23 protein-coding genes are annotated in these 25866 nt (G+C 67.5%); 6 read left to right on the forward strand and 17 right to left on the reverse strand.

Going from position 1 to position 25866, the window contains the following annotated elements:
- The 7 genes from VQ067_RS04745 to mucE all read right to left on the reverse strand — a co-directional run bounded on the left by VQ067_RS04745 (position 1) and on the right by mucE (position 8672).
- Positions 1-1803 carry a GldG family protein gene (locus tag VQ067_RS04745; RefSeq protein WP_033990627.1) on the reverse strand — a complete coding sequence of 601 codons (1803 nt, stop codon included), beginning with the start codon at positions 1801-1803 and terminating at the stop codon, positions 1-3.
- 9 nt (positions 1804-1812) lie between these two features.
- Positions 1813-2547, reverse strand: a complete 735-nt coding sequence (locus VQ067_RS04750) for an ABC transporter permease (protein ID WP_003110515.1) — start codon at positions 2545-2547, stop codon at positions 1813-1815.
- Positions 2544-3470, reverse strand: a complete 927-nt coding sequence (locus VQ067_RS04755; RefSeq protein ID WP_003093264.1) for an ABC transporter ATP-binding protein — start codon at positions 3468-3470, stop codon at positions 2544-2546. Before VQ067_RS04755 ends, VQ067_RS04750 begins: the two co-directional genes overlap by 4 nt.
- Positions 3471-3874: 404 nt before the next feature.
- Positions 3875-6181: a CHASE2 domain-containing protein gene (locus VQ067_RS04760; protein ID WP_033990625.1), complete on the reverse strand. Its 2307-nt coding sequence runs from the start codon at positions 6179-6181 to the stop codon at positions 3875-3877.
- 18 nt (positions 6182-6199) lie between these two features.
- Positions 6200-7201 carry a FecR family protein gene (locus tag VQ067_RS04765; protein ID WP_033990623.1) on the reverse strand — a complete coding sequence of 334 codons (1002 nt, stop codon included), beginning with the start codon at positions 7199-7201 and terminating at the stop codon, positions 6200-6202.
- Positions 7202-7366: 165 nt separating this feature from the next.
- Positions 7367-8056: an aquaporin Z gene (gene aqpZ, locus VQ067_RS04770; RefSeq protein WP_003110518.1), complete on the reverse strand. Its 690-nt coding sequence runs from the start codon at positions 8054-8056 to the stop codon at positions 7367-7369.
- Between the two features lie 346 nt (positions 8057-8402).
- On the reverse strand, positions 8403-8672 hold the full coding sequence (gene mucE, locus VQ067_RS04775) for a mucoid induction factor MucE (protein WP_003093256.1): 270 nt from the start codon (positions 8670-8672) through the stop codon (positions 8403-8405).
- A gap of 194 nt (positions 8673-8866) precedes the next feature.
- On the opposite strand from mucE, the gene VQ067_RS04780 reads away from it, so the two are divergent.
- Positions 8867-9583: a response regulator transcription factor gene (locus tag VQ067_RS04780; protein WP_003093250.1), complete on the forward strand. Its 717-nt coding sequence runs from the start codon at positions 8867-8869 to the stop codon at positions 9581-9583.
- A 91-nt stretch (positions 9584-9674) separates the two neighbouring features.
- Here the strand turns inward: VQ067_RS04780 and ppa are convergent, their stop codons facing one another.
- From ppa to VQ067_RS04795, 3 genes are all read right to left on the reverse strand, one after another.
- Entirely contained in the window at positions 9675-10202 is a 528-nt protein-coding gene (ppa, locus tag VQ067_RS04785; protein WP_003093248.1) for an inorganic diphosphatase, read from the reverse strand.
- A gap of 79 nt (positions 10203-10281) precedes the next feature.
- Positions 10282-11112 carry a M90 family metallopeptidase gene (locus tag VQ067_RS04790; protein WP_033990622.1) on the reverse strand — a complete coding sequence of 277 codons (831 nt, stop codon included), beginning with the start codon at positions 11110-11112 and terminating at the stop codon, positions 10282-10284.
- 2 nt (positions 11113-11114) lie between these two features.
- Positions 11115-11780 (reverse strand): DedA family protein, encoded by a 666-nt coding sequence (locus tag VQ067_RS04795; RefSeq protein ID WP_003093241.1) that lies wholly within the window; start codon positions 11778-11780, stop codon positions 11115-11117.
- 193 nt (positions 11781-11973) lie between these two features.
- On the opposite strand from VQ067_RS04795, the gene VQ067_RS04800 reads away from it, so the two are divergent.
- Positions 11974-13557 (forward strand): protein kinase, encoded by a 1584-nt coding sequence (locus VQ067_RS04800; protein ID WP_340080807.1) that lies wholly within the window; start codon positions 11974-11976, stop codon positions 13555-13557.
- Here VQ067_RS04800 and VQ067_RS04805 read toward each other — a convergent pair.
- The 6 genes from VQ067_RS04805 to exaC all read right to left on the reverse strand — a co-directional run bounded on the left by VQ067_RS04805 (position 13450) and on the right by exaC (position 20480).
- Positions 13450-14343, reverse strand: a complete 894-nt coding sequence (locus tag VQ067_RS04805; protein ID WP_033990619.1) for a substrate-binding periplasmic protein — start codon at positions 14341-14343, stop codon at positions 13450-13452. The two genes, VQ067_RS04800 and VQ067_RS04805, sit on opposite strands and share 108 nt — an antisense overlap.
- 49 nt (positions 14344-14392) lie before the next feature.
- Positions 14393-14854 (reverse strand): GNAT family N-acetyltransferase, encoded by a 462-nt coding sequence (locus VQ067_RS04810; RefSeq protein WP_003093235.1) that lies wholly within the window; start codon positions 14852-14854, stop codon positions 14393-14395.
- 162 nt (positions 14855-15016) lie between these two features.
- Positions 15017-15838, reverse strand: coding sequence for an ethanolamine ammonia-lyase subunit EutC (gene eutC, locus VQ067_RS04815; protein WP_003110520.1), 822 nt, complete (start codon positions 15836-15838; stop codon positions 15017-15019).
- Between the two features lie 10 nt (positions 15839-15848).
- A complete protein-coding gene (locus tag VQ067_RS04820) occupies positions 15849-17243 on the reverse strand; it encodes an ethanolamine ammonia-lyase subunit EutB (protein WP_003093232.1) in 1395 nt (464 codons plus the stop codon).
- A 58-nt stretch (positions 17244-17301) separates the two neighbouring features.
- Entirely contained in the window at positions 17302-18750 is a 1449-nt protein-coding gene (gene eat, locus VQ067_RS04825) for an ethanolamine permease (RefSeq protein ID WP_003093230.1), read from the reverse strand.
- 209 nt (positions 18751-18959) lie between these two features.
- Positions 18960-20480 (reverse strand): acetaldehyde dehydrogenase ExaC, encoded by a 1521-nt coding sequence (gene exaC / locus VQ067_RS04830; RefSeq protein WP_009313359.1) that lies wholly within the window; start codon positions 20478-20480, stop codon positions 18960-18962.
- 338 nt (positions 20481-20818) lie between these two features.
- Here exaC and eatR point away from each other — a divergent pair, with 338 nt between their 5' ends.
- The 4 genes from eatR (at position 20819) to VQ067_RS04850 (ending at position 25178) form a co-directional block, all read left to right on the forward strand.
- Entirely contained in the window at positions 20819-22750 is a 1932-nt protein-coding gene (gene eatR, locus VQ067_RS04835) for a sigma-54-dependent transcriptional regulator EatR (protein WP_009877475.1), read from the forward strand.
- 157 nt (positions 22751-22907) lie between these two features.
- Positions 22908-24263 carry a UDP-N-acetylmuramate:L-alanyl-gamma-D-glutamyl-meso-diaminopimelate ligase gene (mpl, locus tag VQ067_RS04840; RefSeq protein ID WP_003124067.1) on the forward strand — a complete coding sequence of 452 codons (1356 nt, stop codon included), beginning with the start codon at positions 22908-22910 and terminating at the stop codon, positions 24261-24263.
- An 8-nt stretch (positions 24264-24271) separates the two neighbouring features.
- Positions 24272-24901, forward strand: coding sequence for a flavin prenyltransferase UbiX (gene ubiX, locus VQ067_RS04845; RefSeq protein ID WP_003093227.1), 630 nt, complete (start codon positions 24272-24274; stop codon positions 24899-24901).
- Positions 24885-25178, forward strand: coding sequence for a YceK/YidQ family lipoprotein (locus VQ067_RS04850; RefSeq protein ID WP_023094415.1), 294 nt, complete (start codon positions 24885-24887; stop codon positions 25176-25178). The genes ubiX and VQ067_RS04850 overlap by 17 nt, the downstream gene beginning before the upstream one ends.
- Positions 25179-25197: 19 nt before the next feature.
- On the opposite strand, the gene VQ067_RS04855 is transcribed toward VQ067_RS04850, so the two are convergent.
- Complete coding sequence (locus VQ067_RS04855) at positions 25198-25839, reverse strand: oxidoreductase (protein ID WP_003093223.1); 642 nt, start codon at positions 25837-25839, stop codon at positions 25198-25200.
- Between the last annotated feature and the right edge of the window lie 27 nt (positions 25840-25866).

Consider the following 25866-nt stretch of genomic DNA (forward strand, 5'->3'; position numbering starts at 1 on the left):
TCAGCCCCTCCTCCGGCGCATGCTGCGCCAGCTCCAATGCAGCAGGAGGAGCAGGGTGAGGAGCGCCGGCAGCAGGACCGTATTGGCCAGTTTCACCTGTTCCGCCAGGCGCTCGACATCGGCATTCAGTTGGAACTGCAATTGACGGAGTTGCTGGCGGATGCGCAATTTGTCATCAATGAAGCGGCGCAGCGTCGCTTCCATTTCCGGAGTCACCTCCTGGTCGCCGTCGTCCATCGATTGCTGCAGGGCCCGCAGGTTCTTGTCGGTATCGTTGAGGCTCTGCTGCAGCGCGTTGAGCTGTTCCTGGGCGCGCATCCCGGCTTCGCGTCGGAGCGCTTCCACGCGGGTGAACGGGCGCTTCGTATGGCCTCGCGAGCGTAGGTCGATCAGCGCGTCCGAACCGGAGAGATAGTCGAGGGCATTGCCGACGAACAGGTCGTTGTCCGCCCATACCTGCGGCTCGTTGTGGCCGGGCTGTTCCTGGAGCCAGAGCGGATTGCTCAGCAGGTCCGTATCGGCGACCAACAGCACATGGATGTTCGCGCTGTCGGTCAGGCCTTCGCCTTGCTTCCCGCGGTCCGCGGGGAAGGCACTCGTCGCCGGCCCCTCGACCTTGGCGGCCAGCACGTAGCGTTCTCCGGTCGGGACCAGGGTGGCGTTGAGCTGCTCCGTCGAGGATTGGCGGAAGCGCTCCAGCGACAGCGGCATGCTGTGCGCCGAGCTGTGCAGCAACGGAATGAAGCGCGTCGAGGCTCCGCCGAGAGGTTCGAGCAGGCCGACGCTGGCGAGGTTGAGGCTTTCCAGGCCGGTGGTCAGCACGTTGTCGTGGGGGAACGTGTCGCCGGGGAGGTGCAGCCAGGTCGGATTGCGCTCCGGGCGACGTTCGGCGTTGGGTTTGATCATGGCGAACGAGGCATCCGCCAGCAGGGTATCCGGCCGCAACTGGACGCCCCAGGAACGCAGCAACGGGGCCAGGTCGGAGCCTTTCCCGCCGTCCGCATCGGCGAGACTCAGAGGATCGACGAAGGCCAGCAGCTTGCCGCCGCGCAGGACGAACTGGTCGATGGCGTATTGGGTCTGTTCGGACAATTGCCTGGGGTGCACCAGCATCAACACCGAGATGTCGGCGGGGATTTCCGTCGAGGCGAGCCCCAGGGTGCGGATGTCGAACTGTTGGTAGAGCTTGTCCATCATCGCCCACGGCCTGCTGCCCGACTGCCCGTCGGTGGGCGCCTGCCCGGTCATCGGCAGCGAACTCATCAGGCCGACTACCGTGCGCTCCCGTTGCGCGAGCGCCTGGACCAGGCGGCTGAGATCGTATTCCAGAAGCGGCTCTTCTTCCGGCGAGAAGAACGGGATCACCTGGAGGCCGTCGGTCGGGTTGGTGGCCGCCAGGCCAAAGTAGATGGCTTCGCCATTCGGGCCGATGGGCGGCGCCTGCAGGCCGAAGCGCGCGGCACGGTCCTCGTCGTCGGAGAATGGCAGGGGATCGATCACGAACAATCGGACATTGCCATGGCTCCGCCGTGCATAGAGGTCCAGCACTTCCTCGACGCGGCGGGCGTAGTTGCGCAGGGCGGGTAGGTCACTGGCGCGGCTTTTCGAAAAGAACAGGTAGAGGTTGAGCGGTTCGTCGAGGCTGTCGAGGACTTCCTGGGTGCCGGCGCTGAAGGTGTAGAGCTTCTGCTGGGTGAGGTCGAACTGCTGGTCGCGCAGCAGCAGGCTGGACAGCAGGTTGAAAGCGAGGAACAGCAGGCCGACCAGCAGCAGGCCGACGCCCGAGTACAGGGTTCGTTTCATGGGTGTTTCCTACGCCGCCTTTTTCAGGTCGATGATGATGGTGGTGGCGACCAGCCAGGCGACGATCAGGCTGAAGAAGTAGGCCAGGTCGCGGACGTCGAGCACGCCCCGGCCGAGCGCCTCGAAACGGACCAGCACGCTCAGCGAGGCAATGCCGTCCAGCAACCATTGCGGAAGCCAGCCGGAGAGCGCCTGTTGCACGTGGGGAGTGCCGGCGCCGACGAACAGCAGGCAGACGAGAACGGTCAGGGCAAAGGCGATGATCTGATTCTTCGCCAGCGCCGACATGCAGGATCCGATGGCCAGGTAGCCGCCGGACAGCAGCCAGCCGGCCAGGTAGCCGGCGATGATCGCGCCGTTGTCGGGCGAGCCGAGGTAGTTCACCGTCAGCGGCATCGGGAAGGTCAGCAGCAACGCCAGCCCGGCGCAGAACCAGGCCGCCAGGAACTTGCCGGTGACCAGGGTGGCGCGGGAGACGGGCAGGGTCATCAGCATCTCGATGGAGCCGGACTTGCGCTCCTCGGCCCACAGGCGCATGGCCAGCGCGGGGATCAGCAGGAGGTAGAGCCAGGGCAGGCTGGAAAAGAACGGCGCCAGGTCGGCCTGGCCGCGCTCGAAGAAGTCGCCCAGGTAGAAGGTGGCCACGCCGGAGAGGACGAGGAAGATCAGGGTGAACACATAGGCGAGCGGCGTGGCGAAGTAGCTGCCCAGCTCGCGTCTGAAAATGGTGCCGATGGCGGTCATGCGGGGGTTTCTCGGGTCAGTTGGCGGAACACTTCTTCCAGTTGGCCGTGTTCGGTACGCAACCCGGATACCCGCCAGCCGTTGCCGTGGATCAGGCGGTTGAGCGCGGGAAGGATCTGCGCGCCGGGGCGGGCCAGGATGGTCAGGGTGCCGGCTCGGTCGGGGCGTCCTTCGATACCGGCGACGCCGGGGAGCATGGCGATGGCCAGCGGGTCTACCGGTGCTTCGATGCTGAGGCTGACGGCATGGTGGTAGCGGCTGCGGGTCCTGAGTTCGCCCGGGGTGTTGTCGGCCAGCAGGCGGCCGCCGTTGATCACCAGGGCGCGGCTGCACATGAACGAGACTTCTTCGAGGATGTGCGTGGAAATCACCACGATCTTGCTTTCCGAGAGGTTCTTCACCAGTTGCCGGACCTGGTGCTTCTGATTCGGGTCGAGGCCGTCGGTGGGCTCGTCGAGCAGGAGCAGCTCGGGATCGTGGAGGATCGCCTGGGCCAGCGCGACGCGACGCTTGAAGCCCTTGGACAGGGTTTCGATGATGCTCCTGCGCTCATCCCGCAGCTCCATGCAGTCCATGGCGCTGTCGATGCGCCGACGTTTTTCCCGTCCGCTGTAGTCGCGGATGGACGCGACGAAGGCGAGAAAGCCCTCGACCGTCATTTCTCCGTAGCTGGGAGCGTTCTCCGGCAGGTAGCCGATCAGCTTCTGCGCCTGGCGCGCCTTGTCCTGCATGTCGAAGCCGAAGATGCGTATGCTGCCGGCGCTCGGCGCGAGGAAGCCGGAAAGCATCTTCAGGGTGGTCGACTTGCCCGCTCCGTTTGGGCCGAGGAGACCGACGATCTCTCCCCGGTCGATGCGGAAGCTCAAGTCGTTTACCACCGTCCGGCCGGAAAAGCGTTTGCTCAGTCTGTCTATGTCGATCATGGTTTCACTGGAAGTTGAGCCGTTTGCTGTTATGCGTAGGGGATCGCATGAGCGCGGTAGATTACCGGGAGTTATTGGCTGGTTTTTCCAGTGGGCTCTTTTTGAGATTAGTTACTTATATTGTTGGGAAACTTCCTACGAATTATCGTTAAAAGATGGAAGTTATCGAGACTTCCAGGGCAGCCCTGGAGCTGGCGCAGCGCCTTGGTTCCGCTGCGGGAACGCGGCCATGTCGCGCTCGCTGGTGCCTATGTTGGGGACGCGTCGATTCCCCCTGCGGAGTTTCACGAGGGAAGGCAGTTGCCGTTTCGATAGACGGGAAGCGGAATAGTCCGGCCGCCTGGATATTCCGAACTTCGAGACCAATGCAAGTTGGAGGAAGACCCGACTTCCGCCAGTAGCGGTTATTCCTCGCCTTTCAGCAGCGGAAGGCGAATCTCGAAAGTGGTGCCCTGGCCAACCTGGCTCTGGCAACCGATCCTGCCGCCGTGCCGGTCGATCACCGTCTTGACCATGGCCAGCCCCAGGCCCAGGCCGGTGCTGCCCTCGGCGGAAGCGAAGCGCTGGTACTGGCTGAACAGGCGCGGTAGTTCGGCGGCCGCGATACCTTTGCCCTGGTCGACGATCCGGCAGCTCAGCCAGTCGCCTTCGAGGCGGATGCTCAGGCTGACGACGGTCCCCGCCGGGCTGTACTTGACCGCATTCTCCAGCAGGTTGAACAGCGCGCGCGTGAGCAGGCCGGGGTCGGCCCAGACCATCGGTTCCTGCTCGTCGTCCCAGTCGCGCCGCAGGTCGATGTCCTTCTGTTGCGCGAGGGGCCAGAGCTGGTCGGCGGCGTCCATCGCCAACATGGTGAACATGCACGCTTCGAAGCGGTAGGCGTCGGATTCGGCCTTGGCCAGTTGCACGAAGGCGTCGGTCAGGCCCAGGGCGCGACGGACCTGCTGCTCTATCTGTCGGTAGACCTGCTGGCCGGCTTCGTCCTCGGCGGGGCGAACGTCGAGCAGGGCGAGGATCGCCGAGTGCGGCGCGCGCAGGTCGTGGGAGAGGAAGCGCAGGAGGGTGGCGCGCTGGCGCTCGGCATCGCGTTCGGCGCTCAGGTCGATCAGGCTCACCAGCCAGCCGATGGCGGTTTCGCTTTCGACCGGCAGCAGGCGCGCCAGGTCGAGGCGCAGGTCGCGTTCCCGATGGTCGCGGAACTCGATGGCTTCCAGGGTTTCCAGCGTTGGGCGGGCGCCGCCGGCGAGGCTCGGATGGCCGAGTTCGGCCAGGCACTGGCGCAGTTCGGCGCCGCGCAGCTCGCCGCCGAACAGGTCGCGTGCCTTGCGGTTGGCCAGCAGGATCTGCCCCTGCGGGTCGCAGATCAGGGTCGCCACCGGCAGGCCTTCCAGGCCGTCGGCCATGAACCGCCGGCTGTCGCGGGTGCGGCTGACCGCCTGCTCCAGGGCGGCGATGCGGTTCTGCAATGGATCGTTGCCGGCGCGCGGGGGGCTGGCCCGCTCGGGCAGCACCTTGGGCTCGCGGTCGAGACGCGCCAGTTCCCAGCCAAAGTAGGCGAGCACCGCGTTCAGCCGGCGCCAGCTCCAGATCAGGTAGGCCAGCAGCAGGCCGACCAGGCTGGCCAGCGGCGACCACCACCAGCCGTTGAGCAGCAGCGCCCAGGAAAGACCCAGGGCCAGGGCCGCGCAGGCCAGGGTGAGGAGCAAGGCGTGGCGCGAGCGGAACAGCATCAGGCCGAGCAGCAGCGCTACGCTGGCGGCGGAGAGCAGGGCGGCGAGCCAGGGTTGCAGGTCGACGGCGGTGCGCTGCTGCAACAGGCCGTTGAGAATGTTGGCCTGGATCTCCACCCCCGGCGTGGTGCCGAGGCTGGCCGACAGCGGGGTGACATAGCGGTCGCCGAGGCCCGGCGCGGTGGCGCCGACCAGGACCAGGCGGTCGCGCAGCAGGCTGTCTGGCACCTCGCCGCGCAACACGCTGACGTAGGGCACGCTGGGGAAGCCCGCGTCGGCACCGATGAAGGGAATGCGGATGGCGTGGTCACGCTGCCAGCCGGGCAGGTTGCGCATGTCGTCGAGGCCGGGCATGGGCATGGGCATGGCGCCGGCATCGGCGAATGCTTGCCAGGCGAGCAGCGGGCGCGGCTGGCCGAGCGGTCCTTCGCGCAGGTAGACGCTGCGCACCGTGCCGTCGCTGTCCGCTTCGACGTTGATATGCCCGATGCCGGCGGCGCAGCCGGCCAGCGGCGCGGTCGGCGGTATCTCCCGTGGCGGTTCGCCGTAGCGCGGCACGCTTTCGCGCAGCAGTGGCAGGAGGACGTTGCCGGCCCGGCACAGCGATCTTGCCAACTGGCGGTCGCTGTCCGGATTGGAGGAGGGTTCGCTGAAGATCACGTCGAGCAGTACGCTGCGTGCGCCGGCGGCGGCCAGGCGATCCAGCAGCTCGGCGTGGACGCTGCGCGGCCAGGGCCAGCGACCGAGGCTTTCCAGGCTACGGTCGTCGATGGCGACGACGAGGATGCGCGGATCGACGGCCAGTGGGGCGAGGTTGCGCAGGCGGTCGTAGAGCAGGTTGTTCAGCGGCAGGCCGCTGCTCAGCGAAAGCACGGCGGTGAGCGGAAGGAGCAGCAGGCTGACCAGCAGCCATTCGCGCACCAGGCCGCGGAACAGCCGCTGCGCCTGGCTGGGCTCGTCCTGGCGGTCGAGCGCTTTCATCGGCGAGGCCCCGGCGCCCTATCGGGCACTGCCGCCTCGCGGGTAGTAGAGAATGTCGTAGACGCTGGTCTCGCCCTCCAGGCCGTCGTTGTCGAAGGCCGAGAGACGGACGTGGTAGAAGGCCGCCTTGAGTCCGCTGAAACTGACTTCCGGGGTGCTCGAGAAACGCTCCTGCTGGATGCGCAGGAAGTCTGGATCGCTGGCTACCTGGGCACGGTAGCGCTTGGCGCCGTGCAGCGGGGCAAGATAGAGCTTCCAAACCGGCGACTCGCCGTGCTCGCCGCCCTGGCCGCGCAATTGCGGGGCGGGTAGCAGGTCCACCGGCGTCAGCTCGCCCTGCGGCTTGACCTTCAGGCCGCGGCGGGCGTCGACCAGCACGTCCTCGTCCGGCTCGGCCTGCGCCGCCTTGCGGGCCGGGCGCCTGCCGTTGAGCGGCAGGTCGTCGCTGGTCAGCTCGCGGTTCACCGCGACGCGCCCGTCGAGCACTTCGGTCAGCGCCTGGCCGTCTTCGGTGCGGGCGCGGAAGTGGGTACCGCGCACGCCCAGTACGCCGACCGGGGTCAGCACCTGGAAGCGGTCGTGATCGCTCTTTCTCTTCAGGACATAGGACTCGACCTGCCCCGCGCGCAGGGCGATCTGCGGAATGCCGGTGTCCTCGTCGAGGTGCAGGGTGACTTCCGAGCTGGAGGGCAGGACGATGCGGCTGCCGTCGCCGAGCAGCAGGCTGACGAAGGCGGTCGGAGAGGTCTTGACGCCTTCCAGTTCGTCGATGTCCATGCCTTCTTCCAGGGGTGTCTGGTTGCCCTTGGCGTCGAGCTTCCAGGCGTCGCCGGCGAGATAGAGCACGCTGGCGGGGAGCGGCTGGGGCAGGCACGTTTCGCCCTGCTCGATGAACGGCGGCCGTTTCGTCTTGGCCGGCGCGGCCGCGACGGAGCCGGCGAGCAGCGTCAACAGTCCGCCCAGCGCCAGGGCGGCGCAAGCCGGGAAGAGGGATCGGGAAGTAAGGGCGAGGGCTGTCATAGGCTTCACTGGGCGGCGGGTCAGGTATCGCTGGCGGTCCGGTCAGGCTGCAATCTGCCTGATCGGGCGCCGGTTTCGCAATCCTTGCAACGACATCGGGAGCCCGCAGGCTCCCTTGTCGTTTCCTCGGCCGCAGCGCCTGGCGGTTGGGTCAGGCGCTTCGGTTCAGTCGTTCTTGTCGCCGATCAGGCGATAGGCCAGGGCGCCGAGTACCGCACCGAGAATCGGCGCGACCCAGAACAGCCACAGCTGGGAAACCGCCCAGTCGCCGACGTACAGGGCGACCGCGGTGCTGCGCGCCGGGTTCACAGAGGTGTTGGTGACCGGGATGCTGATCAGGTGGATCAGGGTCAGGGTCAGGCCGATGGCGATCGGCGCGAAGCCCTGCGGCGCGCGCTTGGAGGTGGCGCCGAGGATGATCAGCAGGAACATGCCGGTGAGTACCACTTCGCTGACCAGCGCGGCCTGCAACGAGTAGCCGCCCGGCGAGTGTTCGCCGTAGCCGTTGGAGGCGAAGCCGGCGGCCAGGTCGAAGCCGGCCTTGCCGCTGGCGATCAGGTACAGCACGCCGCCGGCGGCGAGGCCACCGAGGACCTGGGCGACGATATAGGGCAGCAGTTGGCTGGCCGGGAAGCGCCCGCCGACCCACAGGCCTACCGATACCGCGGGGTTCAGGTGGGCGCCGGAGATCGGGCCGATGGCATAGGCCATGGTCAGCACGCTGAGGCCGAACGCCAGGGCCACGCCGAGGTAGCCGATTCCCAGTTCCGGTACGCCGGCGGCGAGTACTGCGCTGCCGCAGCCGCCCAATACCAGCCAGAAGGTGCCGAAGAACTCTGCTCCGTATTGCTTCATGATGAGGTCCTTTTCAGATCCAGGGTGGGACGCGGATCGAGGCGTCCGGATAGCGGGAGGGGATGATTCGAACAAGGAAGGGGAGATGACACATCCGTGTGTCGAAGCCAGCCCTGGGGGGATTGGCTCGGTTGCCTGGGGCGATCGTCCGTTGCCGACCCCTGACTGTGGTTCGAGTGGTCTCGTCCCACGGCCCGCCGGAGCGGGTTTACACATCCCTGTGTCGGAGCAATCCATTTGCTCCTTGGCCTACTCAGCGGTTGGAAATCTACCAAGCGCGATTTGTCTGCTGTGAGATTTGCCATATTTCTTCAGATTCTTCCGCGCTATTTCAGATTCGTCGCGTTCAAAACACCCAGCGCAACTCGTCACGCACGCTGACGGCGCCGGACAGGCCGACGTTCCACATCTCGGCCCTGGCGCGGGCCGGGCCGTCGAGGCCGAGCGGAGTGGCGAAGGACGGGCTGGCGGTGCCCTGGCTGAACGATGGGGCCTGGACCGGACCGGCCGGATGGCTCACCGATTCCAGGCCGAGGACCAGGGCAAGGCAGGAAAACTTGCCGAGGGCCTGCAGGTTGATGTCACGCAAACGTTGGCTAACTGGCCGGAAACCCATGGCTACGACTCCTTGATAGGTCAGGCTGGCGCTGGCTCACGGGCTCTTCGTCCCGCTTAATGGCTATTTGGAATCAGGCTATCAAGGGCTGGTCGCGACCAGAGAGATTCGTCACAATTCTTCAGATTTGTACGTAATTCGCCGTTCCTGGAGCGAAAAAGGGGCGTTAGCCCGATTGAACAGGACCAGCTTTTATGCGTGTCGCGATACTGGACGACGAGTCGGCCGAACTGGACCGGGTCGAGCAGACCCTGCAGCAGATACCCGCGCAGGGCGAACAGGCCTGGACGGTGCACCGTTTCGCCCGTGGCGAGGACCTGCTCAAGCAGCTCAAGCGGGAAACCTTCGACCTGCTGATCCTCGACTGGCAGTTGCCGGACCTCAGCGGCCTGCAATTGCTGCGCTGGAGCCGCGAGCATCTGGATGCGCCTCCGCCGGCGATCATGCTGACCAGCCGTGACGCCGAACAGGACATCGTGCAGGCGTTGAACAGCGGCGCCGACGACTATGTCAGCAAGCCGTTCCGGCCCAACGAACTGAAGGCGCGGGTAGCCGCCGTGCTGCGTCGCCACGGGGGAACGCGTCCCGCGCAGCATGAGGTGCAGACTTTCAACGACCTCAGCTTCGACGATGCCGAGCTGACCGTGACCCGGGCCGGCGCGCCGATCAGCCTGACCGAGCGCGAATACCGCCTGGCCCGCTGCCTGTTCGCCAACCTGGGACGGCCGTTATCGCGGGAATATCTCTACGAGCGCTTCTGGCCCCACGAGGAAGTGTTGTCCTCGCGGCCGCTGGATACCCACATCTATCGCCTGCGCAACAAGCTTGGCCTGACCGCCGAGCGCGGTTGGCAGTTGCTGACCATCTACGGCTACGGATATCGGTTGGAGAGCGTGGCGACGGTCGACTGAGCGGAGCGGGGTGGCGAGACCGACCTTGGCGGTCGGCGAGGGAGAATGAAAAAGCCCCGCGGCTGCGGGGCTTCTTTTCGGCGAGGCGCGCTTACTTCTGGAACGCGGCCACGGCCTTGGTGATCTCGGCGCGGGCGGCGTCGGCGTTGCCCCAACCTTCGACCTTGACCCACTTGCCTTTCTCGAGATCCTTGTAGTTCTCGAAGAAGTGCTTGATCTGCTCCAGCAGCAGGGCCGGCAGGTCGGTGTATTCCTTCACGTCCTTGTACAGGACGCTCAGCTTGTCGTGCGGCACGGCGATCAGCTTGGCGTCGCCGCCTGCCTCGTCGGTCATGTGCAGGACGCCAACCGGACGCGCGCGGATCACCGAACCGGGAGCGACCGGATAGGGGGTCACCACCAGCACGTCCAGCGGGTCACCGTCGTCGGCCAGGGTGTTCGGGATGAAGCCGTAGTTGGCCGGGTAGAACATCGGGGTGGCCATGAAACGGTCGACGAACAGGCAGTCGGTGTCCTTGTCGATCTCGTACTTGATCGGCGCATGGTTGGCCGGAATCTCGATAGCGACGTAGATGTCGTTCGGCAGGTCCTTGCCGGCCGGGATCTTGCTGTAGCTCATGGGGGACTCCAGAGGTTTCTGGCCAAAAAAGAGGCCGCGATTATAGGCATATTCGGTTGTCGATGCCATGTACCGGCATTCAGCCGTTAGTCGTGTCGCCCGCCGCCTCGCGGTAGTCCGGATGCTCGGCCTGCAGGCGGCGCAGGCGTTGCAGCGGGTCCTGGCGGTAGAAGAGCTGGAGCTGCCGGTACACCGCAGGGTAGGCCTCGTGGAGGAGATCCGGGGCGGTGAAGAAATACTCGCTGGTAACGGCGAAGAACTCCGCCGGATCTTCCGCCGCATAGGGATCGATGGCGGTCTGCGCGTCGGGATCGCGGTCGAGCAGGGTGTTCATCTCGTCGTAGGCGGCCTGCATGGCGCTCGCCCAGTCGCCGATGCGCATGCCGGCGTGCAGCGGCGGCAGGCCGTTGGCGTCGCCGTTGAGCATGTCCAGCTTGTGCGCCAGTTCGTGGATCACCAGGTTGTAGGCATCCCAGCCACCCCCGCCGACGACGCCGGGCCAGGCCAGGACCACCGGCCCTTGCAGGGAGGTCTCGCCGCTGCGTTCGTCGTCGAACTCATGGACTACGCCGCTGGCGTCGCGGTGTTTCTGCGGGCTGACGAAATCGTCGGGATACAGCACCAGCTCGTGGAAGCCCTGGTACCAGTTCAGCTCCGGCAGGTGCAACAGCGGCAGTTGCGCTTGCGCCGCCAGCAGCAGGCGGCCGAAGTCGTCGAGATCGACGCCGGCGAGTGCGGTCAGGTGCTTGTCGGCGAGAAACAGCACGGCCCGCTCGCGCAGGCGGCGGTCCTCGTCGGCGTCCAGGCCGTCGAGGATCGGCAGGTGCCGGCGTACCCGCTGCCAGAGTTCTTCGGCCACCGGGTGGCGCGCCAGCAGGCGCCGGCGCCGCCAGGCGCGGAACGACCACATGCTCAGTCGCTCTGGGCCTTGGCCTGTTTGGCGGCGCTCGCCTGCAGGCGATGGCGAATGAAGCCGAGGATCATCGGCAGCAGCGACAGCAGGATGATGCCGATCACCAGCAGCGACAGGTTCTTCTTGATGAACGGCACGTTGCCGAAGAAGTAGCCCAGGGTCACCAGGCCGCCGACCCAGGCCACGGTGCCGACCACGCTGAACATGACGAAGCGCGGATAGTGCATCTTCGCCATGCCGGCGACGAAGGGCGCGAAGGTCCGCACGATGGGCAGGAAGCGCGCCAGGGTCACGGTCTTGCCGCCGTGGCGTTCGTAGAACTCATGGGTGCGGTCGAGGTAGTCGCGGCGGAATACCTTCGAGTCCGGGTTGCTGAACAGCCGCTTGCCGAGGGTCCGGCCGATCACGTAGTTGGTGCTGTCGCCGGTGATCGCCGCGACCATCAGCAGCCCGCCGAGCAGCCATGGGTCCATGCCGCCGGTGGCGCAGATGGCGCCGGCGATGAACAGCAGCGAGTCGCCGGGGAGGAACGGAGTCACCACCAGGCCGGTTTCACAGAAGATCACCAGGAACAGGATGGCGTAGATCCAGACGCCATAGTTGCTGACCAGCATGGCCAGGTAGGTATCCAGGTGGAGAATCAGATCGATTGGGTTGAAGTCCATTGAGCAACCTGCGGAGACAACGCGTTGAGCGGCAGAGGGCCGCCATTATAGGGGGGCGTCCGGATGGGTGGGGGGCTGTTTGTCGCGATCCCGGCAAAACCACTGATTGCAGGATGTTTCGGTAATTTTTCCGAAATTGGTCGGCATAAAGTCTGCAAGAACAGGAGAAATTTCTAGCAGGGAAGGGCGTGCGATGACACTCCAGCCTTTTGCCCAGCCACCGCTCAGTCTCGCCCTGGGCGCCGGGCGCGACTTGCCGGGGCAGGCCGCGCGGGTTCGCGCCGAATGGCTCGCGCCTCGCCCCGGACGGGCTCCGGCGTTTCTCCTGGCGCTGCTCTGGGGACGCGGTTGCGCCAACGTGGTGCAGGCCATCGAAGGCCATCTCGACGCACTGTTCGCCGACTACGCCTGTACCCCCGAGGGTTGGCCGGAAGCGCAGGCGGCGCGGCAGGTCCTGGCTTCGCTGAACATGCAGCTGTATCGCCGGCGCCGCGAAGGCGAGCCGGGCGTGCTCGAGCTGGCGGCGGGGTTGCTGCTGGTCCATGCCGGGGGCGTGCACTTTCTCCAGTGCGGCGCCGTCGGCCTGCTGCGTTATCGCCAGGGCAGCCTGCAGCGCCTGGGAGGGAGCGGCCAGCCGCTGGGTAGCAGCGCGGAGCTGGCGCTGGTCCAGCACAACCTGACCCAGGTGGCCGGCGAGCCCTTGGTGCTGGCGCCCCAGCCGTTGCTCGAAGTGGCCGACCTGCGCGCCCTCGGAGAACGTTGTGCCGGGCTGACCACGGGGCGCCTGGAGGGCGTGCAGCAGCCGTTGCTGCATGCGCCGGGGGCGGTGGCGCTGGTCTTGCCGGGGGCGCTCGAGCGCGCCCCAGCGGCGCCACGGCATACCGGCTGGCCAGCGCTGGGCGCGGCGTGCCCCGGCGACTGCGTGGATGGCTGGACCTTGCAGGCGGCTTGCGCGTTCGGCCCACCCGGGCGGCTGTTCCGCGCCTGCGACGAGCAAGGACGCGAGGCGTTGCTGCTGCTCGCGGCGGCCGATGCCGACGAAGCGTTCTGGCAGCGCGAATGGGCACTGCGGCGCTGCCGTGCGGAGAGCCTGCCGCGAGTATTGTCGTCGCCCCGGTTGCGTCGTCATGCCTTCCAGTTGTTCGCTCCGCCGCGCTGGCCGATGCGCAGCCTGCTGGATTGGGCGCCAGCGCACCTGCCGCTGGAACCGCAATGCGCGCTGGTCCTCCTGGAACAACTTATCGATGCGGTTCGCGCCTTGCAGCGGCGCGGTGTACAGGGCTTGTGGCTGGCGCCGCGGCAGATCCTGCTGGACGAGGGCGGGCGCCTGCTGTTCCTCCCCGAGGCAGCGGCGATCCTGCCGGGCGTGGCGCGCCAGGCGCTGCCTGCGGACAGCGTGCCGCTGGCGCCGGAGTTGCGTCGCGGCGAGGCGCTCGATGGCCGGGCCGACCAGTTTGCCCTGGCGGCGCTGTTCTATTGGCTGCTCTGCGGTCGCTGGCCGTCGATCGCCTGCCCGGAGAGCGACGGCGGATGCCGCTACGAGCCGCTGGGCGAGCGTCAGGCGGACCTGCCGGTCGGCTGGGACGGGGTATTGGCGCGGGCCCTGGCGCCGCGTCCGGAGGCGCGCTTCGAAGCGTTGTCGGAATTCTGGCTGGCCTTGCAGAAGCCGCTAGCGCATCCCCAGCGGGTCTTTGCGCCACGCCGGTTGCAACGGGGCGTGCTGGCCCTGGCCCTGCTCCTGGCCGGGGCTGCGCTGCTGGTCGGCCTGGCCGGTTAACGGATCGACGGCCAGCGTGCGGGTCTGTCCGCTGCGTTCGAGGTGCGCTTCGGCGATCAGTTGTTCCAGCCGGCCGCTGCGACGCATCAGGCGCAGGTTGCGGTCGAGGCTGGCGGCAAGGGCGGCGCCGCGGGCGTGTCTTTTCGGCACCAGTACATAGAGCGGCTTGACCTCCAGCGGCGGTTCGATGAACACCAGGCGATCCTTCAGCGCCGGCACGTTGCGCGCCAGCAGGTGGTAGCCGGTGTAGCGATCGACCACGGCCAGGTCGATACGCCCGCGCAGGAGCTTCTCGAGGTTCTGCCAGTCGTTGGTTACCGCGTCCTTGGTCAGGCTGCGGTCGGCGTCGAAATCCTCCCGGTTGACGTAGCCGCGGACCACACCGATGCGGTACGGACGCAGGCTTTCCAGATGCGCGGGATTGACCGGCAGCAGGCGCTCGCGCTGGCGGAAGAAGCCCAGTTGCGAGTCGAGCAGGGGGATGGTGGCGTGGAACAGTTCGCGCCGCTCGGGCGACAGGTAGGCCGGCATGAGGGCGTCGAAGCGCCCTTCGGCGGCTTCTTTCAGGGCACGTTGCCAGGGCAGGAACACCAGTTCGGCGCGGTGCCCGTCGAGGGCCAGGGCTTCGTCGAGGATGCGGCTGGCGAGGCCCTTGCCCGGCAGGTCGGGGCCGACGTAGGGCGCCCAGTCGAGGGTCGCCACGCGCAGGGTGTCGGCCTGCGCGCCGGCCGTGGCGAGGAGCAGGCCGAGCAGGACGCCGGGCCAGTGCCAGGTGCGCGAACCCATGGATGCCTCTGCTCTGAGCGATCGGTTGGGAAGTGCCGTGCCTTTGTCTTCAGCTTAGTTCGTCGCTGATCGGCAGGGTGTAGTTCTTGAACTCCTGGTCTTCGCGGAAGCCGATCGACTCGTAGACTTTCTGCGCTACCTCGTTGTCGACGCTGGTGGAGACACGCATGCGCACCGCATGGGTTTCCCGGGCCATCTGCTTGGCGTGTTGCAGCAGGTGGTCGGCGACCAGTTGCCGGCGCGCCTCCTCGGCGACGTAGATGTCGTTGAGGATCCAGACGCGCTTGAGCGACAGCGAGGAGAAGCTCGGATAGAGCTGGCAGAAACCGAGCAGCCGGTCTTCTTCGTCGGCCAGCGCCAGGTAGATCACCGACTCCTTGCGGCGCAGGCGTTTCTCGAGGAATTTCCGCGAGGACTCGGGGTAGGAGAGCATGCCGTAGAATTCGCGGTACTTGACGAACAGCGGCGCCAGCAGGTCGAGGTGTTCGAGGGTGGCTTGCACGATTCGCATGACGGGCCTCGCATTGCGGGAAGGGGCTGCCGGGACGATGCAGGCTGCATGCCAGCAACGCTTCGATGCTGCCCAATCTCCCTGGAAAGCGCAATCCAAGCGAACGTTTGAATCGGCCGAAGGAGGGGCGTCGCGCGCCGGCCCATCCTTCGGCCGGGAGGCTCAGTCCCTCGCCAGGAGGAAGTTGCCGGTGCGCGGAGCCTCGCCTTCCAGCGCCTGGACTTCCGCCTCGTCCTTCAGGTTGACCCCGGAAAGCTGCCGCCGGCAGGCCTCGCGCATCAGGTAGAGCAGGCGGTGCGCGGCCATGCCGTAGCTGAGGCCTTCCAGGCGGACGTTGGAGATGCAGTTGCGATAGGCGTCGGTGAGGCCGACCCGCGGGGCCCAGGTGAAGTACAGGCCGAGGCTGTCCGGCGAGCTGAGGCCGGGACGCTCGCCGATCAGGATCACACTCATCTTCGCCCGCAGCAATTCACCGATCTCGTCGGCCACCGCCACCCGTCCCTGTTCCACCAGGACCACCGGCGACAGCGACCAGCCTTCGGCCAGCGCCTGTTCCTCCAGGCGTTCGAGGAAGGGCAGGGTGTGACGCTGCACGGCCAGCGCGGAGAGGCCGTCGGCGACCACGATGGCCAGGTCGATCTGCCCGTCGTAGCCGGCGGCGTGTTCGCGCAGGCGTTGCACTGAGGCCTCGTCGAGGCGCCGGCCGAGGTCCGGGCGTTGCAGGTAGACGTGGCGGTCGGCGGCGGCGCTGTGCAGCAGCAGGCTGTCGCGGCCGCGCTGGCGCAGGCCGTCGCTGATGGCCGCATGGTCGAAGGGCAGGTGCACGGCGTCGCGCGCCTGGGCGTGGGCGTACTGGAAGTCCAGTTGCGGGCGGGTCGGCAGGCTGGTGCCGGTGCGGCCCAGGGCGATCCGCGCGGGGGTCAGCTGGCGCAGCGGCAGCCAGGGGTTCTCGGCGCTGGCGTCGGGCAGGTGCTTGTCGTTCATCGGCATCTCCTCAGGCCAGTTGCGCCAGGGCCTGGCGGAACGCCGGCGGTAGCTCGTCGCCGAAGCGGATGCGCCCGTCGGCCTGGGTGAAGATTCCCATCCGCTGCAACCAGTCCTCGAATTCCGGCGCCGGCTTCAGGCCCAGCGTCTGGCGCGCATAGAGGGCGTCGTGGAAGGAGGTGGTCTGGTAGTTGAGCATCACGTCGTCGGAGCCGGGAATGCCCATGATGAAGTTGATCCCGGCGACGCCCAGCAGGGTCAGGAGCATGTCCATGTCGTCCTGGTCGGCCTCGGCATGGTTGGTGTAGCAGATGTCGCAACCCATCGGCACGCCGAGCAGCTTGCCGCAGAAGTGGTCTTCCAGGCCGGCGCGGATGATCTGCTTGCCGTTGTATAGGTACTCGGGACCGATGAAGCCGACCACGGTGTTCACCAGGAACGGCTTGAAGTGACGAGCCACCGCATAGGCGCGGGTCTCGCAGGTCTGCTGGTCGACGCCGTGATGGGCGTTGGCCGAGAGCGCGCTGCCCTGGCCGGTCTCGAAGTACATCAGGTTGTTGCCGAGGGTGCCGCGCTTCTGGCTGAGCCCGGCCTCGTAGCCTTCCTGGAGGATCTTCAGGCTGATGCCGAAGCTGGCATTGGCCGCCTCGGTGCCGGCGATCGACTGGAACACCAGGTCCAGCGGCACGCCGCGGTTGATCGCCTCGATGGAGCTGGTGACGTGGGTCAGCACGCAGGCCTGGGTGGGAATCTCGTAGCGCTGGATGATCGCGTCGAGCATCTCCAGCAGGGCGCAGATCGAGGCCATGCTGTCGGTGGCAGGATTGATCCCGAGCATCGCGTCGCCATTGCCGAACAGCAGGCCGTCGAGGATGCTCGCGGCGATTCCGGCCGGGTCGTCGGTCGGGTGGTTCGGTTGCAGGCGGGTGGAGAGTCGGCCGCGAAGGCCGAGGGTGTTGCGGAAGCGGGTGACCACGCGGATCTTCTGCGCCACCAGGACCAGGTCCTGGACACGCATGATCTTCGATACCGCCGCTGCCATTTCCGGCGTCAGGCCCGGAGCCAGGGCGCGCAGGCTGGCCTCGTCGGCGGCGTCGCCGAGCAGCCAGTCGCGGAAGCCGCCGACGGTGAGATGGGACACCGGGGCGAAGGCGTCGCGCTGGTGGGTGTCGATGATCAGGCGGGTGACCTCGTCGTCCTCGTAGGGAATCAGCGCCTCGTCGAGGAAGTGTTTGAGCGGGATGTCGGCCAGGGCCATCTGCGCGGCGACCCGCTCGCCGTCGTTGCTCGCCGCGACGCCGGCGAGGAAATCGCCGGAGCGCGCGGGGCTGGCCTTGGCCATCACGTCCTTGAGGCTGTCGAAGCGGTAGGTCTCGCCGCCGACGCTATGGGTGAAACGTGCCATGTGTGTCTCCAGTGCCCGGCCTCGCCATGCGGCGGGCCGGGCTTTGTCGTTGTCGCTCTCAGCGCAGGTCCTGTTCCGCCGCCTGGATCGCGGCGAACTCCTCTTCCGGGGTGCCGGACACCAGGTGATGCCGACTGTACAGGGCGAAGTAGCCGATCAGTACAGCGTAGATCGCCACCGCGCCGACCACGACCCGCGGGTCGACCAGGAAGCCGGCGACCACCGCGACGCAGGCCAGCGCCAGGGCTACGCCGGAGGTGAGGATGCCGCCAGGGGTGCGGTAGGGGCGCTGCATGTCCGGGCGGCGGATGCGCAGGGTGATGTGCGCGGCCATCATCAGCACGTAGGAGATGGTCGCGCCGAACACCGCGACCAGGATCAGCAGGTCGCCCTGGCCGGTCAGCGACAGGCCGAAGCCGATCACCCCCGGCACCACCAGGGCCAGTACCGGCGCCTTCTTGCGGTTGGTCAGCGAGAGGCTGCGCGGCAGGTAGCCGGCGCGGGAGAGGGCGAAGATCTGCCGCGAGTAGGCATAGATGATCGAGAAGAAGCTGGCGATCAGCCCGGCCAGGCCGACCAGGTTGACGAACTGGCTCATCCAGGTCGAACCCTTGTAGGCCGACTCCAGCGCTTCCACCAGGGGATTGCCCGAGCCCATCAGCTCCTTGGCTCCGGCAGCCCCGGGACCGACGACCAGAATCAGTGCGGCGAAGGCGAGAAGCACCAACATGGCGCCGATCAGTCCGCGCGGCAGGTCGCGCTTGGGGTTCTTGGTTTCCTCGGCGGCCAGCGGCACGCCTTCGACGGCGAGGAAGAACCAGATCGCGTAGGGGATCGCCGCCCAGACCCCGACATAGCCGAACGGCAGGAAGCTGCTGGCGCCGGTCGCCGCGGTCTGCGGGATGTTGAACAGGTTGGCCGAGTCGAAGTGCGGAACCATCGCGACAATGAACACGCCAAGGGCGATGGCCGCCACCGCGGTGATGACGAACATCAGCTTCAGCGCCTCGCCGGCGCCGAGGATGTGGATGCCGATGAACACGATGTAGAACACCAGGTAGATCAGCCAGCCGCCGACGCCGAACAGCGACTCGCAGTAGGCGCCGATGAAGCAGGCGATGGCCGCCGGGGCGATGGCGTATTCGATGAGGATCGCGGTGCCGGTGAGGAAGCCGCCCCAGGGCCCGAAGGCGCTGCGGGCGAAGCCGTAGCCGCCGCCGGCGGTAGGGATCATCGAAGACAGCTCGGCGAGCGAGAAGCACATGCACAGGTACATGGTGGCCATCAGCAGGGTGGCGAGGAACATCCCGCCCCAGCCGCCCTGGGCCAGGCCGAAGTTCCAGCCGGCGTAGTCGCCGGAGATCACGTAGGCGACGCCGAGCCCGACCAGCAGGACCCAGCCGGCGGCGCCTTTCTTCAGTTGACGGTGTTGGAAGTAGTCAGCGTCGACGCTTTCGAAGTCGACCCCGGAAGTTGCGGGCGCATGGCCGGTTTGTTCGAGGGACATGGGTTTTTCACCTCAATCTTGTTGTTATCGACCCCGGTTTTCCCGGTGGTGTGCTGTACGTGGTGAACGCAGGCAATAGCTATGCCAGCCGCTCTGCAATCGGCCTGGCGAGGAGGTGGAAGGGACGCCGCCGTCAGCCTCGGCGGCGTGTTTCACGAGCCGGCGCGACCGCTCCGGGAAAGAGCGGTCGCGGCCGGTCCGGGGTCCTACTAGAAGAAGCCCAGCGGGTTGATGTCGTAACTCACCAGCAGGTTCTTGGTCTGCTGGTAGTGGTCGAGCATCATCTTGTGCGTCTCGCGACCGACGCCGGACTTCTTGTAGCCGCCGAACGCGGCGTGGGCCGGGTACAGGTGGTAGCAGTTGGTCCACACGCGACCGGCCTTGATCCCGCGGCCCATGCGGTAGGCGCGGTTGATGTCGCGGGTCCAGAGGCCGGCGCCGAGGCCGTACTCGGTGTCGTTGGCGATGGCCAGGGCCTCGGCTTCGTCCTTGAAGGTGGTGACGCCGACCACCGGGCCGAAGATTTCCTCCTGGAACACGCGCATCTTGTTGTGTCCCTTGAGCAGGGTCGGCTGGATGTAGTAGCCGCTGGCCAGGTTGCCTTCGAGCTTCTCGACGCTGCCGCCGGTGAGCACTTCGGCGCCTTCCTGCTGGGCGATGTCGAGGTAGGAGAGGATCTTCTCGTACTGCTGCTGGGAAGCCTGGGCGCCGACCATGGTCTCGGTGTCCAGCGGGTCGCCGCGCTTGATCGCCCTGACCTTCTTCAGCACCTCTTCCATGAACGCCGGGTAGATCGACTCCTGGACCAGCGCGCGGGACGGGCAGGTGCACACCTCGCCCTGGTTGAAGAAAGCCAGCACCAGGCCCTCGGCGGCCTTCTCGATGAACGCCGGCTCGGCCTGCATGATGTCTTCGAAATAGATGTTCGGGCTCTTGCCGCCCAGCTCGACGGTGGAGGGAATGATGTTCTCCGCCGCGCACTTGAGGATGTGCGAGCCGACCGGGGTGGAACCGGTGAAGGCGATCTTGGCGATGCGCTTGCTGGTGGCCAGGGCCTCGCCGGCCTCCCTGCCGAAGCCCTGGACGACGTTGAGCACGCCCGGCGGCAGTAGGTCGCCGATGAGTTCCAGCAGCACGCAGATGCCCAGCGGGGTCTGCTCGGCCGGCTTGAGCACCACGCAGTTGCCGGCGGCCAGCGCCGGGGCCAGCTTCCAGGCAGCCATCAGCAGCGGGAAGTTCCACGGGATGATCTGCCCGACCACGCCCAGCGGCTCATGGATGTGGTAGGCCACGGTGCTGTCGTTGATCTCGGCGGCGGAGCCTTCCTGGGCGCGGATGCAGCCGGCGAAGTAGCGGAAGTGGTCGGCGGCCAGGGGGATGTCGGCGTTGAGGGTCTCGCGCACGGCCTTGCCGTTGTCCCAGGTCTCGGTGACGGCGAGCAGTTCCAGGTTCTGCTCGATGCGGTCGGCGATCTTCAGCAGGATGTTCGAACGCTCCTGCACCGAGGTACGGCCCCAGGCGTCGGCGGCGGCGTGGGCGGCATCGAGGGCCTTGTCGATGTCCTCGGCGGTGGAACGGGGGAACTCGGCGATCGGCTGGCCGTTCACCGGCGAGGTGTTGGTGAAGTACTGGCCCTTGACCGGAGGCACGAACTCGCCGCCGATGTAGTTGCCGTAGCGGGCCTTGAAGGAAACGATGGCGCCTTCGCTACCGGGATGGGCGTAACGCATGATGGTATCTCCTGGCTCTTGTGCTTATTAGGGGAGGACGCGCTGTCGCGCTTGTCGTAAGCCTGGAGCAAGGGCCGGGCCAGAGTGGCGAAAGGCCCGGAGTAGAGCGTCCTGAAGGTTTCGCAGGGGAGCTTGCGAACGCTCCCTGTCACGCGGGCGGGACGCTCGTGAGTGACACTCTGTACCGTTTTTGGCGCAGCGCATGACTCATCGGTCAGTCCGTCGTTGCATTGCGCCCCGGCCTGTTGGATGCTGCACCGATAGCCGTCCGGAGACTCGCGGACCGATCCACCGCGCCCAGGCAAGAGACGGCCCGTCCCTCGCGGAGAACCATAACAATGCCTGCCAGTTCCATGAGCCGCCACGCGCGGCAAGTGCTGACCGTCGCCCAGGGCAAGATCCCGCCGGGCGGCCCTGCGACCGATCCGTCCATCGCCCGCTCCTGGCTGCGCTGCCTGGAACAGCACCATCTCGATCCCGGCCAGCCGATGGCGCCGATGGTGCTGGAGCACGCGCGCATGCTCGAACGCCGCGAGCGCCTGCAACAGGTGCTGGAGATCGCCGATGGCGAGATGCACAGCCTCTACCAGCAGCTTTCCGGCAACGACCACGCGGTACTGCTCACCGATGCCCGCGGGGTGATCCTCAATTGCGTCAACGCCGACGCCCAGCGCCAGACCTTCGAACACGCCGGCCTCTGGCTCGGCGCCGACTGGAGCGAGCCCTGCGAAGGCACCAACGGCATCGGCACCTGCGTGGTCGAGCGGCAGGCCCTGACCATCCAGCAGGAAGAGCACTTCCGTAGCCGCCACACCGGCCTGACCTGCTCGGCGAGCCCGGTGTTCGATCCGCAGGGCGAGCTGATGGCGGTGCTCGACGTGTCTTCGGCGCGCCAGGAAGTCTCGCGGCAGAGCCAGTTCCACACCATGGCGCTGGTCAACCTGTCGGCGAAGATCATCGAGGGCTGCTATTTCCTCCGTCGCTTCGAGGGCTCCTGGCTGCTGCGCTTCCATGTCCAGGGCGACTATGTCGGCCTGTTCAGCGAAGGGCTGCTGGCCTTCGAGGAAGACGGGCGGATCCGCGCGGTGAACCAGAGCGCGCTGAACCTGCTCGGTTGTCCGCGCCAGCGCCTGCTCGGCCAGCCGGTGGAGACCTTCTTCGATTGCCGTCTCGACGACCTGCTCGGTCGCGCCTCGCCGCAACCCAGCGCCAGCTGGCCGCTGCGCACCCGCGAGGGACGGACCCTGTATGCCATGCTGCGCGGCGCGCCGCGGGCGATACCCCAGGGCCTGGCGGTGCCCACGGCAGCGAAGCCGGCGCCTGCCGCGCCCGGCCTGTGCCTGGGCGACGCCGAGCTGGCCGCCGATTTCCGCCGGGCGCTGAAGGTCTACGCGCGCGACGTGCCGCTGCTGCTCAACGGCGAGACCGGTTCCGGCAAGGAGGCCTTCGCCAAGGCCGTGCACCTGGCCGGCCCGCGCGCGGAACAGGCGTTCGTCGCGCTGAACTGCGCGGCGATCCCGGAAACCCTGATCGAGAGCGAACTGTTCGGTTATCGCGGCGGCAGCTTCACCGGCGCGCGCAAGGAGGGCATGCGCGGCAAGTTGCAGCAGGCCGACGGCGGCACCCTGTTCCTCGACGAGATCGGCGACATGCCGCTGGCCTTGCAGACCCGCCTGCTGCGGGTGCTGGAAGAGCGCCGGGTAGTACCGCTGGGCGGCGAGCCAGAGGATGTCGACGTGCGCCTGATCAGCGCTACCCACCGCGACCTGGCCGAGCTGGTCGCCGATGGACGCTTTCGCGAGGATCTCTACTACCGCCTCAATGGCATGGTCGTGAGCCTGCCGCCGCTGCGCGAGCGCAGCGACCGCGAGGAGCTGCTGGACTACCTGCTGGCCGAGGAAGCCAGGGGCCAGCGCATCCAGCTCGACGGCGAGGTTCGCCAGGGCCTGCTGGCCTACCGCTGGCCGGGCAACGTCCGGCAGATGCGCACGGTGCTACGGACCCTGGTGGCACTCTGCGAGGACGGCCGGGTCGGCCTGCGCGACCTGCCCGCGGATATCCGCCAGGCCCTGGCGGCGCTGCCGCCCGCCGCAGCGGCGCCCGCCCCGGCCGCGGGCAACAGCCTGGACGACGCCGAGCGAGCCGCGTTGCTGGCGGCGCTGGACGGCCAGCGCTGGCACGTGAGCCGGGTGGCCGAGCAACTGGGGATCAGCCGCAACACCCTGTATCGCAAGCTGCGCCGGCACGGCCTGGTGCGCGGCCAGGCCTGACGGGCGGGACGTCTCCAGGCGGGCCGCCGCGAGGCCGGCGGGAACCCCGCCGACGCCGCGTCGTCTGATGCCGCGACGCCGGGCGGCCGGCGCCTCCGCTGTGCTAATCTGCCGCCCATTCACAGCGCCTTCGACGGCTTGATCTGCAGGAGTCTGCATGCACATCCACGTACTCGGCATCTGCGGGACCTTCATGGGCTCGCTGGCCGTGCTGGCCAAGGAACTGGGCCACCGGGTGACCGGTTCCGACGCCAACGTCTACCCCCCCATGAGCACCCAGCTGCAAGCCCAGGGCATCGAGCTGATGCAGGGCTACGATCCGGCCCACCTGGAGCCGGCGCCGGACCTGGTAGTGATCGGCAACGCCCTGTCGCGCGGCAATCCGGCGGTGGAGCATGTCCTGAACAAGGGCCTGCCCTACGTTTCCGGCCCGCAGTGGCTGGCCGACCACGTGCTGCAAGGACGCTGGGTGCTGGCGGTGGCCGGTACCCACGGCAAGACCACCACCACCAGCATGCTCGCCTGGGTTCTGGAGCACGCCGGCATGAGCCCGGGCTTCCTGATCGGCGGGGTGCCGCAGAACTTCGGGGTTTCGGCGCGCCTGGGCGGTACGCCGTTCTTCGTGGTCGAGGCCGACGAGTACGACAGCGCCTTCTTCGACAAGCGCTCGAAGTTCGTTCATTACCGCCCGCGCACGGCGATCCTGAACAACCTGGAATTCGACCACGCGGATATCTTCCCCGACCTCGCGGCCATCGAGCGGCAGTTCCACCATCTGGTGCGCACCGTGCCGGGCGAGGGCCTGATCATTCGCCCGAGCGCCGAGAAAGCCCTGGAGCGCGTACTCGGGATGGGCTGCTGGACCCCGGTGCAGACCACCGGCGAAGGCGGCCAGTGGCAGGCGCGCCTGCTCGCCGAGGACGGCTCGCGCTTCGAGGTGCTGTTCGACGGCATCGTCCAGGGCGAGGTGGACTGGCCGCTGACCGGCCTGCACAACGTCGCCAACGCCCTCGCCAGCCTGGCGGCGGCGCGCCATGTCGGCGTGGTGCCCAGCCAGGGCGCGGCGGCACTCAGCGAGTTCCGCAACGTCAAGCGGCGCATGGAGAAGGTCGCGGAGGTCCGGGGCGTGACCCTCTACGACGACTTCGCCCACCATCCGACCGCCATCGCCACCACCCTCGACGGCCTGCGCAAGCAGGTTGGCGCCGATACCCAGGTGATCGCCATCGTCGAGCCGCGTTCCAACTCGATGAAGCTCGGCGCTCATCGCGACGGCCTGCCGGACAGCGTGCGCCAGGCCGACCAGGTGCTCTGGTACGCGCCGCCGAACCTGGGCTGGGACCTGGCCGCCACCGCCGCGCAATGCGCGATACCGTCGCAGGTCTGCGATACCCTGGAGGCGATCATCGAGCAGGTGCGCCAGCAGGCCAGGCCCGGCGCGCAAGTGGTGATCATGAGCAACGGCGGCTTCGGCGGCTTGCACGGCAAGCTGGCCGCGGCGCTGGCCGAGTGAGGGGCGCAATGAGCGGTCCGGAACGCATTACCCTGGCGATGACCGGCGCCTCCGGCGCCCAGTACGGCCTGCGCTTGCTCGATTGCCTGGTGCAGGAAGAGCGCGAGGTGCACTTCCTGATCTCCAAGGCCGCGCAACTGGTGATGGCCACCGAGACCGACGTGGCCCTGCCGGCCAAGCCGCAGGCGATGCAGGCCTTCCTCACCGAATATTGCGGTGCCGCCGCCGGACAGATCCGCGTGTTCGGCCAGAACGACTGGATGGCGCCGCCGGCCTCCGGCTCCAGCGCGCCCAATGCCATGGTGATCTGCCCGTGTTCCACCGGCACCCTGTCGGCGGTCGCCACGGGGGCCTGCAACAACCTCATCGAGCGCGCCGCCGATGTCGCCCTGAAGGAGCGCCGGCCGCTGGTGCTGGTGCCGCGCGAGGCGCCGTTCTCCAGTATCCACCTGGAAAACATGCTCAAGCTGTCCAACCTCGGCGCGGTGATCCTGCCGGCGGCGCCGGGCTTCTACCACCAGCCGCAATCGGTGGAGGACCTGGTGGACTTCGTCGTCGCGCGAATCCTCAACACCCTGGGGATTCCCCAGGACATGCTGCCGCGCTGGGGGGAACAGCACCTTGTCAGCGACGAGTAGGGTGCTGCTACTGGTCCTGGCGGTGCAGTTGGGCGGTTGCGCCACCGTGCGCACCCTGGATGCGGCCAAGCCAGGGGCGCCGGTGGTCTACGCCGGCACCCGGCTGGACTGGTACAGCCTGCACGGCGGCTGCTGCCCGATGGAACGCTTCGGCGCGGAGGCGCCGGCCCATCCGGGGCTCGACCTGCCGGGCAGCGCGCTGCTGGACACCCTGTTGCTGCCGTTCTCGCTGGCCACCGCCATCGGCCTCAACCTCGGCGTCAGCGGCGGCATGTAGGGCGGGACCCGCCCGCGGCTCATTTCCCCAGCTTGCGCAGTTCGTCGGACTCGACGATGCGCACGCCCTTGCCTTCCTCCAGCGCCAGGCGCCAGAGCGCGCGGGCCAGGTCGCAGGCCTCGATGCCGTGGTACTTGCCGGGAAGGATGCGGGCGATCGGCGCGGCGAGGATCTCGGCCAGGCGGAATTCCTCGCGCGGGCCGAACAGCAGCGATGGCCGGGCGATGGTCAGCTGTGGCCAGCCCTGTTCCTGCAGGGCCTGCTCCAGTTCGCCCTTGACCCGGTTGTAGAAGATCGACGACTTGGCGTCGGCGCCCAGGGCGCTGACCACCAGGTAATGCCGGGCGCCCATCTCCAGCGCGCGCTTGCCCACCGCCAGCGGCAGGTCGAAATCGACCGCGCGGAAGGCCTCCTCCGAGCCGGCTTCCTTGATCGTGGTGCCGAGGCAGCAGAAGGCGGTATCGATGCTGCCGTTGAGTTGCGGCAGCAGCTCGGCCAGCGGGCCGACCGGGTTGTCCAGCCGCGGATGCTCGGCCAGCGCCTTGCGGGCAGGGGCGATGACCTTGGCCAGGGTCGGCTCGCTCAATATCCGATCCAACAGGTGCTCGCCGGTAAGACCGGTCGCGCCGGCGAGCAGAACGCGCTTGGGCGTCGAGTGCATGTGTGTTTCTCCCCTTCCACACCAATG

It is taken from the genome of Pseudomonas sp. KBN12P06040, from assembly GCF_037574965.1.
GTDB lineage: Bacteria > Pseudomonadota > Gammaproteobacteria > Pseudomonadales > Pseudomonadaceae > Pseudomonas > Pseudomonas aeruginosa.